The organism is Bradyrhizobium arachidis (assembly GCF_024758505.1).
Lineage (GTDB): Bacteria > Pseudomonadota > Alphaproteobacteria > Rhizobiales > Xanthobacteraceae > Bradyrhizobium > Bradyrhizobium manausense_C.
Window position 1 is genome coordinate 326,452 of record NZ_CP077970.1, and the last position, 16,545, is coordinate 342,996.

Genomic DNA, 16,545 nt, shown 5'->3' on the forward strand with positions numbered 1-16,545 from the left:
GGTTTTCAGATTTCGGATGGCGTCCATCCTTTCGGGTCATACGGGCACCTTGCCCGTTGTGCCCAGCGGCCGGATTGCTGCTGGACTGTCAGTCGGCATGAACCTTGTTTTCGAAGGCCGTATCGCGGTCTTCGCGTTCATGCCTCGGGTGCGGGTCATCAGTGGCCCGCACACGAATTGCGCACAGCCTCGATCAAAAACCTTCAAAAAAAGTGCTTTCGTTCGAAACCACGCGCAAAAACGCGCGCCACCGGCGCGCGCAAGCAACTTAACGACGAATGTTGTGCTTCTCGAGCAGCGCCTTGTATCGCGCCTCGTCCTTCTTCTTCAGGTAGTCGAGGAGCGAGCGGCGCGTCGACACCAGCTTCAGGAGGCCGCGACGCGAATGGTTGTCCTTCACGTGGGTCTTGAAATGGTTCGTGAGGTTGTTAATGCGTTCCGAAAGGATCGCGACCTGGACCTCTGGCGAACCGGTGTCACCGGCTTTGGTGGCATTCGTCTTGATGACTTCCGCTTTGCGTTCGGCGGCAATCGACATCGTCAATTTCTCTCGTTGCGACCGGGGCTGGCAGTCAGGCCGGTCAGGTTGAACACACGCTTGGGGATGATTTCGCCATTGCCAACTTCAGCAAGCGCGAGAAGTCGGCCTGCCACCGTGACATAGACTGTGCCGCTACAATTGGGCGCATCCCGTCCGCGCAACAAAACGGCTTGGCCCCTGTGGAGCCTTGCCGCATCCGCCCGAGTGACGGCCAGTGCCGGGATGTCGTCCAGCGCGGTCTCAACGGGCAAAAGCGCGTCGGCGAGGCTGCCCTCGCCGGACGCGGCTCTATGGCACAAAGCCTCCAACTGATCCAGCGGAATCATGTCGTTTTCGCCGAATGGGCCGACCAGGGTCCGGCGCAGCGCGCAGATATGGCCAAAACAGCCCAGAATCCGGCCCATATCGCGGGCGAGCGCCCGGACATAGGTTCCCTTGCCGCACTCGGCCTCGAACACGGCTCGATCGTTATCTGGTTGATCCACAAGGGATAAAAGGTGGATCTCGACCGGTCGCGGGGCCAGCTCCACGACCTCGCCATCGCGCGCCAGATCATAGGCCCGCTCGCCCTGGACCTTGATCGCCGAATAGCGCGGCGGGACCTGCTCGATCACCCCGGTGAAGCGGGGCAGCAGGGCCTCGATCGCCTCCTTGGTCGGGCGCGCCTCGGAGGTCGCGACCGGACGACCCTCGATGTCGTCGGTATCGCGCTCCTCACCCCAGCACACGGTGAAGCGGTAGCGCTTGCGGCCGTCCATCACGAAGGGAACCGTCTTGGTGGCCTCGCCAAGGGCGATCGGCAGGCCGCCGGACGCGAGCGGATCGAGCGTGCCGGCGTGTCCCGCGCGCTTGGCCTGGAACAGGCGCTTGGCGACCGCGACGGCTTGCGTCGAGGTCATGCCGATCGGCTTGTCGAGCACGACCCAGCCGTGCACGTCGCGCCGATCGCGGCGCGGCTGATTGTTCTTCTGCTGCTTGGCGCGCGGGTCGTTGTTGACGCGGCGGTCCTGTTGATGCGGCGTCGTGTCGCTGCGCAATTCGCCAAAATTATTCTGCTGCACGTCACGTGAATCGGAGTCTTCGGTGCCGATCGCGCCGTGGGCCGGGTTCATGATCATTGTTCTTCTTCCCGATCTGAATCCAGATCTTTATCAAGGTCTCTCTGCACCGCAGGCGTTCGCAATAATTTCTCGATCCGTTCCGCTTCGTCGAATCGCTCGTCGACGCGGAAGCGAATGTCAGGTGCAAATTTCAGGTTAACGCGCCGCGCGACCTCGCCGCGCAGGAACTTCTTGTTGCGCTCGAGCGCGGCAATCACGCGCTCGGTGTCGCGGCCGCCGAGCGGCATCACATAGATGGTCGCGAGCTTCAGGTCCGGCGACATCCGTACCTCCGGCACGGTGATGATGTGACCTTCGAGGTCCGCATCATGCACACTGCCTTGCGCCAGAATATCGGCTATCGCATGGCGAACCTGCTCGCCGACGCGCAACTGACGTTGCGAGCCGCCGGGCGCGGAACCCTTTTTCTGGTGGTGGCGGGGCATTGTCCTGGAAATCACCTCGTCGTGCCCGCGTTGGGACACGAGCATTGTCGTTTGTCCTGTTGAAACGAATGAGACGTCGATGGCCGGAATAATTCCGGCCATCGCGGTCTCGCAATTTCAGTTCAAAAAGATCCGTGCGCTTCGGTAAGGCTTGGACTTACAGGGAGCGCTGGATCGTCTCCACGCGATAACACTCGATCACGTCACCGGCACGCATGTCGTGATAGCTCTCGAAGGCCATGCCGCATTCCTGGCCGGACTGAACTTCCTTCACTTCGTCCTTGAAGCGCTTCAGCGTCGACAGCTTGCCTTCGTGCACGACGACGTTGTCGCGGATCAGGCGCACATTGGCGCCGCGTTCCACGGTTCCGTCGGTGACGCGGCAACCGGCCACCTTGCCGACCTTGGAGATGTTGAAGATCTCCAGGATCTCGGCATTGCCCAGCATGGTTTCGCGCAAGGTCGGCGCGAGCAGGCCGCTCATCGCCTTCTTCACGTCGTCCACGAGGTCGTAGATGATGTTGTAGTAGCGGATCTCGATGCCGTTGCGCTTGGCGGCGGCAGCAGCTTCCTTGTTCGCACGAACCGAGAAGCCGATGATCGCGGCGTTAAAGCCTTCCGCGAGCGTCACGTCGGACTCCGAGATGCCGCCGACGCCTGCATGCAGGATGCGGGCAGCGACCTCGTCGGTGCCGAGCTTCTCGAGCGAGCCCAAAATCGCTTCCAGCGAGCCCTGCACGTCGGCCTTGACGATCAGCGGGAATTCCTTGCGGCCCGCGGTCTTCAACTGCGACATCATCTGCTCGAGCGAGCCGCGCATGCCGGAGATCGAGGCAGCCGCGTTCTCGCGCTTCTGGTGCGCGCGATAGCTCGTGACCTGACGGGCGCGGGCTTCGTTCTCGACCACCGCGAGACGATCGCCGGCTTCCGGCGGACCGTTGAAGCCGAGCACTTCGACCGGCACGGAGGGACCTGCTTCCTGCACCGTCTCGCCCTGATCCGAGATCAGCGCGCGGACGCGGCCCATTTCGGCGCCGGCGACGATGATGTCACCGACACGAAGCGTGCCGCGCTGGACGAGCACGGTCGCGACCGGACCACGGCCGCGATCGAGCTTGGCTTCGATCACGGTGCCTTCGGCCGGACGCTCCGAATTGGTCTTCAGGTCGAGAATTTCGGCCTGCAGCGCGATCATCTCGAGCAGCTTGTCGAGATTGGTCTTGTTCTTGGCGGACACTTCGACATCGACGACGTCGCCGCCGAAGGACTCGACCTGAACCTCGTGCTGCAGCAGCTCGGTGCGCACGCGCTCCGGCTTGGCGTCGGGCTTGTCGATCTTGTTGATGGCAACGATGATCGGCACGCGCGCCGCCTTGGCGTGGTTGATGGCTTCGACCGTCTGCGGCATCACGCCGTCATCGGCCGCGACCACCAGCACGACGATGTCGGTGACCTTGGCGCCGCGGGCGCGCATCGCGGTGAACGCGGCGTGGCCGGGCGTGTCGATGAAGGTGATCTTCTTGCCGCTTTCCGGCGACAGCACCTGATAGGCGCCAATATGCTGGGTGATGCCACCGGCTTCACCCGAGACAACGTTGGCATGGCGGAGCGCGTCGAGCAGCGAGGTCTTGCCGTGGTCGACGTGGCCCATCACGGTCACAACAGGCGAACGCGTCTCGGTGTCGGTGGAATCGTCGACCTGGTCGAACAGACCTTCTTCAACGTCCGACGCGGCGACGCGCTTGACGGTGTGGCCGAGCTCTTCGGCGATGAGCTGCGCCGTGTCGGCGTCGATCACGTCGGTGATCTTGTGCATCGCGCCCTGCTTCATCAGCATGCGGATGACGTCGACCGCGCGTTCGGACATGCGGTTGGCGAGTTCCTGGATGGTGATCGCTTCCGGGATCGTCACTTCGCGGATGAGTTTTTCCTTCGGCTCGTTGGAGGCGTGGCCCTTCAAGCGCTGGGTGCGGCGGCGGAACGAGGCGATCGACCGCTCGCGGACGTCGTCGGCGGTCAGCGCCGTCACCACGGTGAGGCGGCCGCGCTGCTTCTGCGGGCCTGGCTTGTGCGTGGTCTTGGGGGCCGCAGCGGGACGCATGGCCCCGCCCGGACCGCGGCGGATCTGGCGCGGACCATCGTCCTCGTCCGGTCCGGCCGCGACCGCAGGGGCGCGACCCGCGGGGGCTGCCGGCCGCTGCGTGGTCGTTGCCGGGCGCGTCGTGGTCGTTCCAGACCGCGGCGCAGAAGCGGCCGGTGTCGCCGTCGCGGCGCGCGCGGGAGATTGCGACTGCTCGCCGTCGCCAAAACGCTTCTTGGCTTCGGTCTCGGCCTTTCGCTTGGCCTCGTCCTCGTGGCGATGACGCTCTTCCTCGGCCTTGCGACGGGCCTCAGCCGCTTCGCGCTCGGCGCGTTCGGCGGTCTCGCGGGTGGCGCGGCGCAGCGCTTCCTCTTCGGCGTGCTTGCGCTCTTCGACTTCGCGCACCCGTGCATCGGCCAGCGCGCTGGCGCGCGCCGAGCGTTCGTCCTCGGTCAGCGTCCGCAGCACGACGCCGGAATTGGCATTGCGGGGCGGCGCAGCGGGCCGCGGAGCAGCAGCCGGCGGCGGCGCCGGCCTGGTGGGAGCCTTGGCGACTTCGGGCGCCTGCGGTTCGGGAGCGCCGCCCTCGCCGATCCGGCGCTTGCCGCGCTTCTCGACCACGACCTGCTTGCTCCGGCCATGGCTGAAGCTCTGGCGCACGGTGCCCGTTTCGACGCGCGGCTTGAGCGTCAGCGTCTTGCTCGGAACGCTCAGCTTCTTGTCGCCAGGGGTCTTGGTATCAACCATTCAGCAGTCCTAATCCTGATCTTGTTAGTGGGGTGCGTTGCCGCACCGTCCTTAGCGGTCGTCCCTCTTAAAGAAGAACTTGGTCTTCAGAAATCCTGCCCGTGTGTTTCGGCAGTCTTGTCATCGTCCGCCAGCCGGTATCGGACCAGCATCTGGCTACGTGACAGGAATGTCCTGCTCGCCGGGCCTGCGAGCAGCGCAGCATGTATCACATTTGACCGGGTGAGTGCCAAATCCAATTCTGCCGATTTCAATGCGGTGACGACGGGAATTTGCGCCTTGCGGCCGCGATTCCCGGCATTTTGCCGCGCAGTTGCGTCCAATTTACGGATTCCGTCTTCGGCCCCGTCACTGGCGTGGATCAGGACCTCGGCCGTTCCGTCCTTCAGGGCACCTTCGACCTTGCCAAAACCGGCCACGACCTGGCCGGCCTTGGCGGCAATGGCGAGCGCCTCGGTCACGCTCCGGACCAGGAGCGCTTCGATATCGGAGGGGAGCGTCGGTGGGGTGCGAAGGTCGCGCTTGAAGGCCTTGCTGAAATGGTGACGGCGCACGGCTTCCGCAACCACTTTCCGCGAGGCGGATATCCACATGCCCCGGCCGGGCAGCTTGCGCTTCAGATCGGGAACAATGTCGCCCGCGGGCGAAACGACGAAGCGGATCAGCTCGTCGACCGGACGCACCTCGCGGCTGACCGCGCACATCCGCATGGTCGCGGACTTGCCGGTCCGCGGCCCATGGTCGAGTTCGCTGTCAGTGCTGGCGAGCATCCGGGCGACATCCTCCTTCGCCCTTAAGCCGGCTGGTCTTCGGCGGCCTCAGCGTCTTCGCTGGGCTTGGCGAGGTCGGCCTCGGTGATCCAGCCGGCCTTGACGCGGGCCTGCATGATCATCGCTTCGGCATCGTCACGGGTGATGTCGATGCCGTCGAGCGCACCCGGATATTTGGTCGATTCGCCGCCTTCCTTGCGCTCGGTCCAGCCGACCAGATCGTCGGTGGCGCAGCCGGCGAGGTCGTCGACCGTCTTGATGTCGTTCTCGCCGAACTTGACCAGCATCTTCGAGGTCACGCCGGGCACGTCCTTGAGCGCGTCCTCGACGCCCAGTTCCTTGCGGCGGGCCTCGAGCTCGGCCTCCTGCTGCTCCAGATATTCGCGGGCGCGATTCTGCAGTTCCTGCGCGGTCTCCTCGTCAAAGCCCTCGATGCCGGCGAGCTCCTTCGCATCCACCATCGCGAGCTCCTCGACGGAGGTGAAGCCCTCGGACGCGAGCAACTGGCCGACCACCTCGTCGACGTTGAGCGATTCCATGAACACGCGGGTGGAGTTCTCGAAGTCGGCCTGGCGGCGCTCCGATTCCTCCTGCTCGGTGAGGATGTCGATGTCCCAGCCGGTGAGCTGCGAGGCGAGACGGACGTTCTGGCCGCGGCGGCCGATCGCCAGCGAGAGCTGGTTGTTGGTGTCGGGCACCACGACCTCGATGCGCTCTCGGTCTTCGTCGATGACGACCTTGGAGACTTCGGCGGGCGCCAGGGCGTTGACCACGAAGGTCGCGATGTCGGGCGACCAGGGAATGATGTCGATCTTCTCGCCCTGCAGCTCGTTCACGACGGCCTGCACGCGCGAACCGCGCATACCGACGCAGGCGCCGACCGGATCCACCGAGGAATCCCGGGAAATCACGCCGATTTTCGCGCGCGAGCCGGGATCGCGGGCCACGGCCTTGATCTCGACGATGCCGTCATAGATCTCCGGCACTTCCTGCGCGAACAGCTTTGCCATGAACTGCGGATGGGTGCGGGAGAGGAAGATCTGCGGACCGCGGGTCTCACGGCGGACGTCGAAGATATAGGCGCGGACGCGGTCGCCGTTGCGGAACACTTCACGCGGCAGCATCTCGTCGCGGCGGATGATGGCTTCACCGCGGCCGAGATCGACGATCACGCTGCCATATTCGACGCGCTTGACGACGCCGTTGACGATGTCGCCGATGCGATCCTTGAATTCCTGATACTGCCGGTCACGCTCGGCCTCGCGCACCTTCTGCACGATCACCTGCTTGGCCGACTGCGCGGCGATGCGGCCATATTCCAGCGGCGGCAGCGTGTCGGCGATGGTGTCGCCGACCTGGGCGCCGGGATTGGCGCGCTGCGCGTCCGTCAGCGAGATCTGGTTGGAGTGGTTTTCGACCTTCTCGACGACCAGCATGTGTCGCGACAGCCGCAGTTCGCCCTTCTTCGGGTCGATTTCGGCATGAACGTCAGTCTCGCTGCCGTAACGTGCGCGCGCCGCCTTGGCGATGGCGTCCTCCATCGCAGCGATGACGATGCCGCGGTCGATCGATTTCTCGCGTGCGACGGCGTCGGCGATCTGCAGCAGTTCGAGTCGATTGGCGCTGACTGCCATGGCTAGTCTCCTTCGTCAGGCTCGATCTCGCCGCGCCGCGCGCGTTCGGCGGCAAGGCGATGTTTCTTCGTGTTGATCGGGGCCGGCTTCTTCTTCGGCCTGGTGTTCTTGGTCGTCTTCGCGCTGATCTCGGCGTGAGGCGCAGCAGGCGCCTCCAGTCCGAGATCGCGGCGTAGCTCGCGCGCCTCGGCCTTGCCGCGACGCATGGAGGCCGCGATCAACTCATCGGTCAGAACCAGCCGGGCCTCGGCGATGTCTTCCATGACCAGAAGAACGTCGGCCTCGTCACCGGCCTTGATGTCGTCGCGCGTGACCCGCACGCGGTCGCCTTCGACGGCGCCGATCGTACCACGAAAACGCTTCCGCCCTTCATGGGCGACGGCCATTTCGACCTTCACGAGATGGCCGAGATGGCGTTCGAAATCGGAGCGCCGCACCAGGGGGCGGTCGATTCCGGGCGAGGAGATTTCCAGCCGGTAGGCGCGATCGATGGGGTCGGCGACGTCGAGCACCGGCGACAGTGCCCGCGAGATCGCCTCGCAATCCTCGAGCTGCATCGAGCCGTCCGGGCGCTCCGCCATGATCTGGACGGTGCAGCCGGCTTCCCCGGAAATGCGGATCCGCACCAGCCGGTAGCCCATGCCCTGGAGCACGGGGGCCGCGATCGCGGACACCCGCGCCGCGACGCCGGGCTCGACCACGAGCCGGGGCTCGGCCAGCAGATCGGCATCGGTGGAACCAGGGCTCGGTTCGGTCATATCCAGGGTCAAGGACGCTCGATGGTTAACGCTTGGTTGACGGCTCGGCTTGCGGAACTCGGGGATCGGTTCCCGTGGCCACTCGAGTGCGTCTGGACGCAGGTAATAAAAAAGAGCGGGTCCTTCCGGGCCCACTCTCAATACCGATCGTATGAGAAGATAAGTTGGCGCGGATATAGCGCTTTTCGCTCTCGCCGACAAGGCCCGGCCGGTGGGCGAGGGCCCTTTTTATGCGGTCCCGGCCTAACCCTTCCTTCATCAAGCAGGCCTAAATTGCCTGCTGGCGGTGCACTTTAGCCTGCTCGTGTACCCGCGGCGTGCCCGATTCGAGTTTGCGTTCCATGACCGTAGCCACGTCGCTCATTCCCGGACTGGACGAAATCGTCAGGCGCGGTGATCTGCGCAAGCGCAGCGACGTCGCGCGCGCCATCGCCGATCTGTTTTTCGCGGACTCCGCAAAGCTTCGACCAGACCTCGTCGATCTCTTCGACAATCTCCTGATCGACCTCGTGCCGCATGCCGAGCTTGCCGCGCGCATCGATCTCGCCGAACGCTTTTCCAAGATCGGCAACGCGCCGCGCCACCTCGTCGGCCAGCTCGCGCGCGAGAATGAAATCCAGGTCGCCGCGCCCGTGCTGCGCCGCTCGCCCGTGCTCGACGAGGCAGCCCTGCTCGAGATCGCCCGCTTCAAGGGGCAGGGCCATCTCTTGGCGATGACCGAGCGGCCGGTGCTCTCGGCAAATCTCACGGACGTGCTGGTCGAGCGCGGCGATCGCGACGTCGTGCGTCGCGCCGCCGGCAATGCCGGCGCAAAGTTCTCGGCTGGCGGCTATTCCGAGCTGATCAAGCGCGCCTCCAAGGACGGCGTGCTGACGCTCAAGATCGGCCAGCGCGACGATCTCTCCGGCGATCAGCTCAAGGATCTCCTCGGCGGAACGCTCGACGTCATCCGGCGCCGCCTGACCGAAGTGGTCAAGCCGGCACGCCAGATGGAGATCCGGCGCGCGATGACCGAGATCGAGGAAGCCTCGCTGCCGCCGGGACCGCGGCGCGATTATGCGGACGCCCAGCGCACGGTGCTCAACCTGCATCGCGAGGGTCACCTCGGCGAGAGCGCGCTGCTCGGCTTTGCCAAGGCGCACAAATACGAAGAGGCGATTGCGGCGCTGTCGGCTATGTCGGGCGTCAAGCTGTCGGTGCTCGATCGCCTGATCGCCGGCGACCGCTACGATCCGATCCTGATCCTGGGCCGTGTAAAGAATCTCGGCTGGCCGACGGTGCGCGCCCTGATCCTGCTCTGGTACGGCCCGCAGCGCATGCCGGCCGATGCCGACATCGAGGCGGCGCGCGTGAATTTCACCAAGCTGATGCCGACGACGGCCGAGCGCGTCGTGAATTTCTGGCGCACCCGCCAGACCATCTGAACCGCTTCCCAAGCCGCTTTCCCGCACAGCAAGCGCGTGGATGCCCGGGTAAAGCCCGGGCATGACGACGGAGTGTGCCGTCGCGCACGTAATCCTAGACGCGCTTAAACCGCAGATACGCCGCCTTGCGGCCCTCGCGCTCGGCTTTCCTGCCGTAGCGCGTCATTGTGTAGCTGGGCCAGGGCAGCCGGAAATCGTCGGCGCGCTCGGCGAGCCAGGTGAAGTCAGGCGAACGCGCCATATGCGACAGCGTCCAGGCGCAGTAATCGTCGATGTCGCAGACGAAGCGGAATTCGCCGCCGCTTTTGATCACGCGCGCCATCGCAGCGATGGTCTTGTCCTGGACGAAGCGGCGCTTCCAGTGCCGTCGCTTCGGCCAGGGATCGGGATGGATCAGATCGAGCCGCGACAGCGAATCCTTCGGCAGCCAGGCCAGCAGCTCGGCGGCATCGCCCGCGAACAGGCGGATGTTGCCGATATTGTTCGCCTCGATCTGCGCGAGGATCTTTGCCATGCCGTTGATATACGGCTCGCAGCCGATGAAGCCGGTGCGCGCAAACATCTGCGCTTCCGCTACGAGATGTTCGCCGCCGCCAAAGCCGACCTCGAGCCGCAGTGCGTCCGCGGCGGGATCGAAAATCTCACGCACGTCAGCCAGCGCCGCGGTGGAGATGTCGAGCGCAAGATGCGGCAACAGGTTCTCGACCAGATCGGCCTGGTGCTGCCTGAGCTTGTGCCCCTTGCGGCGGCCGAAGAAGGCGCGCTCGTCGTCGGCGCGGCTCGCGTCTGATTTGCGTTCGCTCATCGCAGCGTCTGATAGAGTCGGTAGAGCAGCCGCGCGCGCGGTTCGAGCGAGGAAATGTAGAGCTGCTCCGTGTGGGTATGCGCCCCCTTGCCATCGACGCCGAGGCCGTCGAGTGTTCCAGTGTGCGCAGCGGTAAAATTGCCGTCGGAGCCGCCGCCGGTGTGGGTGTCGATCAGATCGAAGCCGAGCTCCGCGGCAAGACCCTTGGCGTGCTCGTAGAGCGAGGCGCCGGAATTGCTCTTCTCATAGGGCGGCCGGTTGAGCTCGCCCGTGACCTTGACCGTCACGCCCTCGGTCTTCGATGTCAGTCCGAGAATCCTCCCGACGAACTCGTCGGAATCGGCAAAACTCGGCACCCGCAGGTCGACTTCGGCATAGGCGTCCTCCGGCGTGACGTTGGGCCGGGTGCCGCCGCGCACGACGCCAACATTGACTGACACGCCGCGCTTCAGATCGTTCATCGCCTCCAGCGCGTGGATGACGTTGGCGAGCTCGCGGATTGCGCTGCGTCCATCCTCCGGCCGCGTGCCGGCATGCGCGGGCACGCCCTTGATGAACACCTCGAAGCGGCCGACGCCCTTGCGGCCCGTGACGATCTTGCCGCCATCGCGTGCGGGCTCCGTCACCAGCACATACTTTGCCTTGCGGCCCTCGGCCTCGATCAGCTTGCGCGAGGTCGGGCTGCCGATCTCCTCGTCCGAGGTGAACATATGCGTGATGCCGAGCGGCGAGCGCTCCGCGGTTTCGCACAGCCGGCGGAAGGCGTGATGGGCGATGTAGGCTCCGCCCTTCATGTCGTAGATGCCGGGACCGAACGCGCTGTCGCCGTCGATCCGAAACGGCAGGCGTTCGATGAAGCCCATGGGATGCACGGTGTCGAGATGGCTGAGCACGAGGATGCCGGGCTTGTCCTGGCCCCATGTCGAGCGCACCACGAGATGATCGCCGCAGCCGTCCACACCTGAGACGCGTTCGAGCGTCACCGGCAGATCGCGGTGGTGATCCGCAACCAGCGAGGTCAGCTTGTTGACCTGGTCCGGCGTGTCGGTCGGCGTTTCGATCTCCACCCAACGGCGGATGCCCTCGAGCATAGCAGCGGTGTCGAACGGATTTTTGCTTGATGGCATGTGGCGCCTACGCCTCGAAAGTTGAAACGATCATCGGAGCGCGCCTTATACGCGCCGATGTCGGCATAGGCCAGATTTGGTGCCGTCTCAAACCCGAATGAGGCATGCGCCTCAGCGCTTGTCGGGACCCTCGCGGGCCGCGATCTGCTCGACGAGATCGACGATCGAGCGGCGCAATTTCGAATCGGTGATTCGGGTGAACGCCCTGGTCAGCGCGAGGCCTTCGGAGGTCGCGAGAAAATCGGAAACGTAAGCGGGCGAGGCGCCCTCGGCAAAACCGTCCGGCCCCGGCGTGCCGCTCGGTCCGCCCTCGAACAGGAACGACACCGGCACCTGCAAAATTTCGGCAATCTGCTGGATGCGGCTCGCGCCGACGCGATTGGTGCCCTTCTCGTATTTCTGGATCTGCTGGAACGTCAGGCCAAGCGCTTCGCCAAGCTTCTCCTGGCTCATGCCCAACATGATGCGGCGCATACGCACGCGGCTGCCGACATATTTGTCAACAGGGTTGGGCGCTTTCGACATCTCCTCACCCCTCACACACACACCCAGGGCAACAAGTAGGGATGCCTAAGGTGACAACGACTTCAAAACCTCATTTGCAATTTATGGCAAACATTGCGGAGAAATTTAGCAATGCACGGCTGTCTTTTGCAGCAAGGTGCAGAATGCGGAGGGCGCCGTCGATCTGTCAACCGTGGGAATACGGTTGTCAAAAACTTCCAGTCACGGAAATCGGCAATCAGGGTCGCCGTTTGGCGGTGCGGCGCCGCACCGCCAAGACGATGGCGAGCGCGACGATGATGGCCGCCGGAATGTCGCCGACGCGCGCATAGACGGTCGGAGAGATGGCCGCCGGTAAGCTTGCATCCAAAATGCCTTCGATGCCGAGGCCGAGGCTGGCAACGGTCCGGCCCACGGGGTCGATCACCGCCGAGATGCCGGTGTTGGCGGAGCGGACCAGCGGCAGGCCGAGCTCGATGGCGCGCATCCGCGCCTGCTCCATATGCTGGTAGGGGCCGGTGGAGATTCCGAACCAGCCGTCATTGGTCAGATTGACGATCCAGCCCGGGCGCTCGTCGCGGCCGGCAACGTCGCCGGGAAAGATCGCCTCGTAGCAGATCAGCGGCAGCGCGCGCGGCGCGCGCGGCACCGGCAGCGCGTGCCGCACGGTACCCGGAATGAATCCGCCCTGCACCCGCGTCAGTTGCTCGAAGCCGAGCTTCTCCATCAGGCCCTGGAAGGGGAGGAATTCGCCGAACGGTACCAGGTGCAGCTTGTCGTAGACCGCGAGCACGCTGCCGTCGTGGTCGATGACGTAGATCGAGTTGTAGGCGCGCGTGATCGGCTTGCCCGGCGGCAGGTCGGGCGCGCGCACCGATCCCGTGATCAGCACGGTCCCCTTGGGCAGGAGGTCGGCAATCTGCGCCATCGCGTCGGCTTCGCGGGTCAGGAAGAAAGGAAAGGCGGATTCCGGCCAGATCAGGATGGTGGCATCGCTGACTCCGGTCGACTGCGGCCCTGCGGCGCGATCGGACAGCGCCAGATATTTCTTCATCACCTCTGCTTTCGCAGAGTAGTTGAACTTGGCGTCCTGTTGCAGGTTCGGCTGCATCAGCCGCAGTTTGGTGCCCGCCACCATCGTGGTCGGATGCAGCGACAGGCGGATCGCGCCAAAGATGCCCATCGCGACCAGCAGCGCGACCGCTGCCGCCGGCACGCGCCAGGATATTGTACGACCTCGCATCTTTCGATCCGACGTGCGGTCGATCAGCACCGCGGGGCTCGAAAAGATCGCAACGGTGAGGAAGGTCATGCCCCACAGCCCGATCAGCGACGCCGTCTGTGCGAGCGGCAAAGGTTCCGACAGCGCATAGCCGTAGGCGTTCCACGGAAAGCCGGTCAGCGCGTGGCCGCGCAGCCACTCGCTGATGGTGAGGCTCGCGGCCAGCGCCAGGATGCGTGTTCCGTCCTTGGTCCAGAGTAGCCGCGCCAGCGCAAAGCCGATGGCCGGGAAAATCGCAAGGTAGGCGGGCAGGCCGAGCACGGCGAAGGGCGTCAGCCAGGCAAAGGTCTGGGCGTCGACGAAGAAGGCGTAGCCGATCCAGTAGAGGCCGGGAACGAAATAACCGAGCCCGAACCAGTAGCCGGTCAGCGCTGCTGCCGGGATGCCGCCGAGCTTCCCGCCGCCTGTGCCATCGATCAACCACACCAGAACCGGAAAGGTCAGAAACAGCACCGGCCAGGCGTTGAACGGCGCCAGCGCCAGCACCGACAGGGCACCGGCTGCCATCGCGACGAGCGCGCGCTTCCATCCCCAGGTCAGGATGATGGCGAGCGCGAGCGTACGGAGTTTGGCGGGAATCGTCACTGCGGGCCGGCCCCGTCGCTGGGCGGCGGGGTCGGCGTATCGCCGGACGGTGGCTGGTTGGTGTCGGACGGCGTCTCGCGACGGCGGCTCTCGCGCTGGGTGCGCGGAACGGGGCGTTCCTTCCGCGGCGCGATCCGCAGGCGCTTGACGCGGCGCGGGTCGGCGTCGAGCACTTCGACCTCGTAATTGCCGGGACCGGAGATCACCTCGCCGCGCACCGGCAGGCGGCCGACATGGCTGACGAGATAGCCGCCGAGCGTCTCGACCTCCTCGCCGGCTTCGCCGGTGACGAAGTCCTCGCCGATCACGGTGCGGACGTCGTCGAGGCTGGCGCGGGCATCGGCGATGAAGGCGTTGTCGGGCAGGCGCACGATCGACGGCGCATCGTCGCTGTCGTGCTCGTCGTCGATCTCGCCGACGATCTGCTCGACGATGTCCTCGAGCGAGACCAGCCCGTCGCTGCCGCCATATTCGTCGACCACGAGCGCGAGATGGATGCGCGAGGCCTGCATCTGCGCCAAGAGGTCGATCGCCCGCATCGAGGGCGGCACGTAGAGAAGCTTGCGGATGATGTTGGCCTCAAAGAGCGGCAGCGAGAGATCGACTGCGCGCAAATCGAGGCCCGCGGGCAGCGCCTTTTTTCGCTTGGCCTTTGCCGTCTCCGACACCCGTGCCTTCGCCGTCATGAAAGTCAGGAGGTCACGGATGTGCACGATGCCTTCGGGATCGTCGAGCGTCTCGTTGTAGACGACGAAGCGCGAATGGCCGGCATTCTCGAACCGGTCCATCAACTCGCCGAGCGGGATGTCGCGCTTCACCGCGATGATGTCGGCGCGGTGCACCATGACGTCGGCGATGCGGCGCTCGTGCAGGCTGAGGATATTGCGCAGCATGGTGCGCTCGACGGCGGAGAAGCCGGCATCGTCAGGCGTCGTGGCGTCGAGCACGACCTGGAGATCGTCGCGGACCGAGCCCGCCTTCCAGCCGAACAGCGTGCGGATGGCGCGCAGCAGCCAGCTCTCGGCCGCCGGGCGCAAAACTTCGCCCGGCTGCACCACCGCCGGCAGGTTGCGCGTGTTGCGCGGATTATCGTGGGTCGGCTCGGAATCCGGCATCTCAGTCCATCCGTGGCCGGTCGGCATAGGGATCGGGAATGCCGAGTTCCGCGAGGATTTCCTGTTCCAGCGCTTCCATCTCCTCCGCGTCGGCGTCGTTTTCGTGATCGTAGCCGACCAGATGCAGAAAACCGTGCACGGCGAGATGGCTCAGATGATGGTCGAAGGGCTTTTGCTCCTCGTCCGCTTCGCGCCGCATGGTCTCATAGGCGATCGCGATGTCGCCGAGCATGCGCGGGGCATCGCCCGGCTTGCGCGCGCCTTCCGGCTGCAACGCGGGAAACGACAGCACGTTGGTCGCCTTGTCGATGCCGCGCCAGTTGCTGTTGAGGGTACGGATGCCGGTATCATCGGTCAGCATCACGGCCACTTCGGCATCAGTGACGTCGTCGTCCACCGAGCCTGCGGCGGCCGCGATCGCGCGCTGAATCACGGCCTCGGCATCGGGCTCGCTCTGCCAGCAATTGGCGACGACGAGGACCTCGGTCATGGGAAGGTTGGGATGCGACATGGTTTTGTTCGGAACGGAAGGCGCTGGTCTCGCGCTCGACTTGTCCGGCTGTTTTCCCGTTATGGCTTGCCGGCGGCCGGCCGCTGCGGCGAGCCTTCGTAGGCGGCAACGATCCGCGCCACGAGCTCGTGGCGGATCACGTCCTCGGCGGTGAAATGAACTTGTGCAATGCCTTCGACGCCGCCGAGCAGGCGGGTCGCCTCCGCGAGGCCCGACGTCGCGCCGTTCGGCAGGTCGATCTGCGAGGGGTCGCCGGTGACGATCATGCGGCTGTTTTCGCCGAGACGCGTCAGAAACATCTTCATCTGCATCGACGTGGTGTTCTGCGCCTCGTCCAGGATGATGACGGCATTGGTCAGCGTCCGGCCGCGCATAAAGGCGAGCGGCGCGATCTCGATCTCGCCGCTTTGCAGCGCGCGCTCGACGATGCGGGCATCCATCAGGTCGTAGAGCGCGTCGTAGATCGGGCGCAGATAGGGATCGACCTTCTCGCGGAGATCACCGGGCAGGAAGCCGAGGCGTTCGCCGGCTTCCACCGCGGGACGCGACAGGATGATCTTGTCGACTTCCTTGCGCTCGAACATTTGCGCGGCATGCGCCACCGCGAGCCAGGTCTTGCCGGTACCGGCGGGGCCGATGCCGAATACCAGCTCATGGCGCTTCAGCGCACGGATGTAGGAATCCTGTGCCGCGGTGCGGGCGCGTACCGGCCGCTTGCGCAAATTGATGCTGTCGAAGGCTGTCTTGGCCGACTTGGCGTCGAACTCGAACAGCGAGCCCTGTGCGATCACGGCGCGGATCGCGCCTTCGACCTCGCCCTGATCGAGATCGTGGCCCTTCAGCGCCTGGGCGTAGAGCGCTTCCAGGACTCGCCGCGCGGCGTCGCAGCCGTCGCGGGTGCCGCCGATGGTGATGTGATTGCCCTTGGAATCGACGACGACGCCGAGCCGGCGCTCGATCTGCGCGAGATTCTGGCCGTAGGGGCCGACCAGCGCGGAAGCGGCGCGATTGTCGTCGAAGTCGATGACGACCTGGGTTTCGGGCGGAACTTGCATGTCGCGGTCAAATTTGCGGCTGGGAGCGAGTGAAGGCGAATCCGATGCGCTTTTTGGCAAG

15 protein-coding genes are annotated in these 16,545 nt (G+C 65.1%); 1 reads left to right on the plus strand and 14 read right to left on the minus strand.

Annotation, left to right across the window (positions count from 1 at the left end; translation table 11 throughout):
- Positions 1-268: 268 nt before the first annotated feature.
- The 7 genes from rpsO to rimP all read right to left on the minus strand — a co-directional run bounded on the left by rpsO (position 269) and on the right by rimP (position 8,076).
- Entirely contained in the window at positions 269-538 is a 270-nt protein-coding gene (rpsO, locus tag KUF59_RS01570) for a 30S ribosomal protein S15 (protein WP_008540131.1), read from the minus strand.
- Between the two features lie 2 nt (positions 539-540).
- Positions 541-1,659: a tRNA pseudouridine(55) synthase TruB gene (gene truB, locus KUF59_RS01575; protein WP_212456249.1), complete on the minus strand. Its 1,119-nt coding sequence runs from the start codon at positions 1,657-1,659 to the stop codon at positions 541-543.
- Positions 1,656-2,087: a 30S ribosome-binding factor RbfA gene (gene rbfA, locus KUF59_RS01580; protein WP_212456544.1), complete on the minus strand. Its 432-nt coding sequence runs from the start codon at positions 2,085-2,087 to the stop codon at positions 1,656-1,658. Before rbfA ends, truB begins: the two co-directional genes overlap by 4 nt.
- 157 nt (positions 2,088-2,244) lie before the next feature.
- Positions 2,245-4,914, minus strand: coding sequence for a translation initiation factor IF-2 (infB, locus tag KUF59_RS01585; protein ID WP_212456248.1), 2,670 nt, complete (start codon positions 4,912-4,914; stop codon positions 2,245-2,247).
- A gap of 86 nt (positions 4,915-5,000) precedes the next feature.
- The gene (locus KUF59_RS01590) at positions 5,001-5,684 is read right to left on the minus strand and encodes an RNA-binding protein (RefSeq protein WP_212456247.1); all 684 of its coding nucleotides are present in this window, start codon (positions 5,682-5,684) and stop codon (positions 5,001-5,003) included.
- A 23-nt stretch (positions 5,685-5,707) separates the two neighbouring features.
- The gene (gene nusA / locus KUF59_RS01595) at positions 5,708-7,318 is read right to left on the minus strand and encodes a transcription termination factor NusA (protein WP_212456246.1); all 1,611 of its coding nucleotides are present in this window, start codon (positions 7,316-7,318) and stop codon (positions 5,708-5,710) included.
- A gap of 2 nt (positions 7,319-7,320) precedes the next feature.
- Positions 7,321-8,076, minus strand: a complete 756-nt coding sequence (gene rimP, locus KUF59_RS01600) for a ribosome maturation factor RimP (protein WP_212456245.1) — start codon at positions 8,074-8,076, stop codon at positions 7,321-7,323.
- A 341-nt stretch (positions 8,077-8,417) separates the two neighbouring features.
- Here rimP and KUF59_RS01605 point away from each other — a divergent pair, with 341 nt between their 5' ends.
- Positions 8,418-9,500: a DUF2336 domain-containing protein gene (locus KUF59_RS01605; protein ID WP_212456244.1), complete on the plus strand. Its 1,083-nt coding sequence runs from the start codon at positions 8,418-8,420 to the stop codon at positions 9,498-9,500.
- 94 nt (positions 9,501-9,594) lie between these two features.
- On the opposite strand, the gene KUF59_RS01610 is transcribed toward KUF59_RS01605, so the two are convergent.
- From KUF59_RS01610 to KUF59_RS01640, 7 genes are all read right to left on the minus strand, one after another.
- Positions 9,595-10,305: a tRNA (guanine(46)-N(7))-methyltransferase TrmB gene (locus tag KUF59_RS01610; RefSeq protein WP_212456243.1), complete on the minus strand. Its 711-nt coding sequence runs from the start codon at positions 10,303-10,305 to the stop codon at positions 9,595-9,597.
- Positions 10,302-11,432, minus strand: a complete 1,131-nt coding sequence (locus KUF59_RS01615) for a M20 family metallopeptidase (RefSeq protein WP_212456242.1) — start codon at positions 11,430-11,432, stop codon at positions 10,302-10,304. The genes KUF59_RS01610 and KUF59_RS01615 overlap by 4 nt, the downstream gene beginning before the upstream one ends.
- A 111-nt stretch (positions 11,433-11,543) precedes the next feature.
- Positions 11,544-11,957 carry a helix-turn-helix domain-containing protein gene (locus KUF59_RS01620; protein ID WP_212405258.1) on the minus strand — a complete coding sequence of 138 codons (414 nt, stop codon included), beginning with the start codon at positions 11,955-11,957 and terminating at the stop codon, positions 11,544-11,546.
- 217 nt (positions 11,958-12,174) lie between these two features.
- Positions 12,175-13,803 carry an apolipoprotein N-acyltransferase gene (gene lnt, locus KUF59_RS01625; RefSeq protein ID WP_258768097.1) on the minus strand — a complete coding sequence of 543 codons (1,629 nt, stop codon included), beginning with the start codon at positions 13,801-13,803 and terminating at the stop codon, positions 12,175-12,177.
- Positions 13,800-14,918 (minus strand): hemolysin family protein, encoded by a 1,119-nt coding sequence (locus KUF59_RS01630; RefSeq protein ID WP_212456240.1) that lies wholly within the window; start codon positions 14,916-14,918, stop codon positions 13,800-13,802. The genes lnt and KUF59_RS01630 overlap by 4 nt, the downstream gene beginning before the upstream one ends.
- Before the next feature lies 1 nt (position 14,919).
- Positions 14,920-15,429, minus strand: a complete 510-nt coding sequence (gene ybeY, locus KUF59_RS01635) for an rRNA maturation RNase YbeY (RefSeq protein WP_212456239.1) — start codon at positions 15,427-15,429, stop codon at positions 14,920-14,922.
- Positions 15,430-15,488: 59 nt separating this feature from the next.
- Entirely contained in the window at positions 15,489-16,484 is a 996-nt protein-coding gene (locus tag KUF59_RS01640) for a PhoH family protein (protein ID WP_212456238.1), read from the minus strand.
- Between the last annotated feature and the right edge of the window lie 61 nt (positions 16,485-16,545).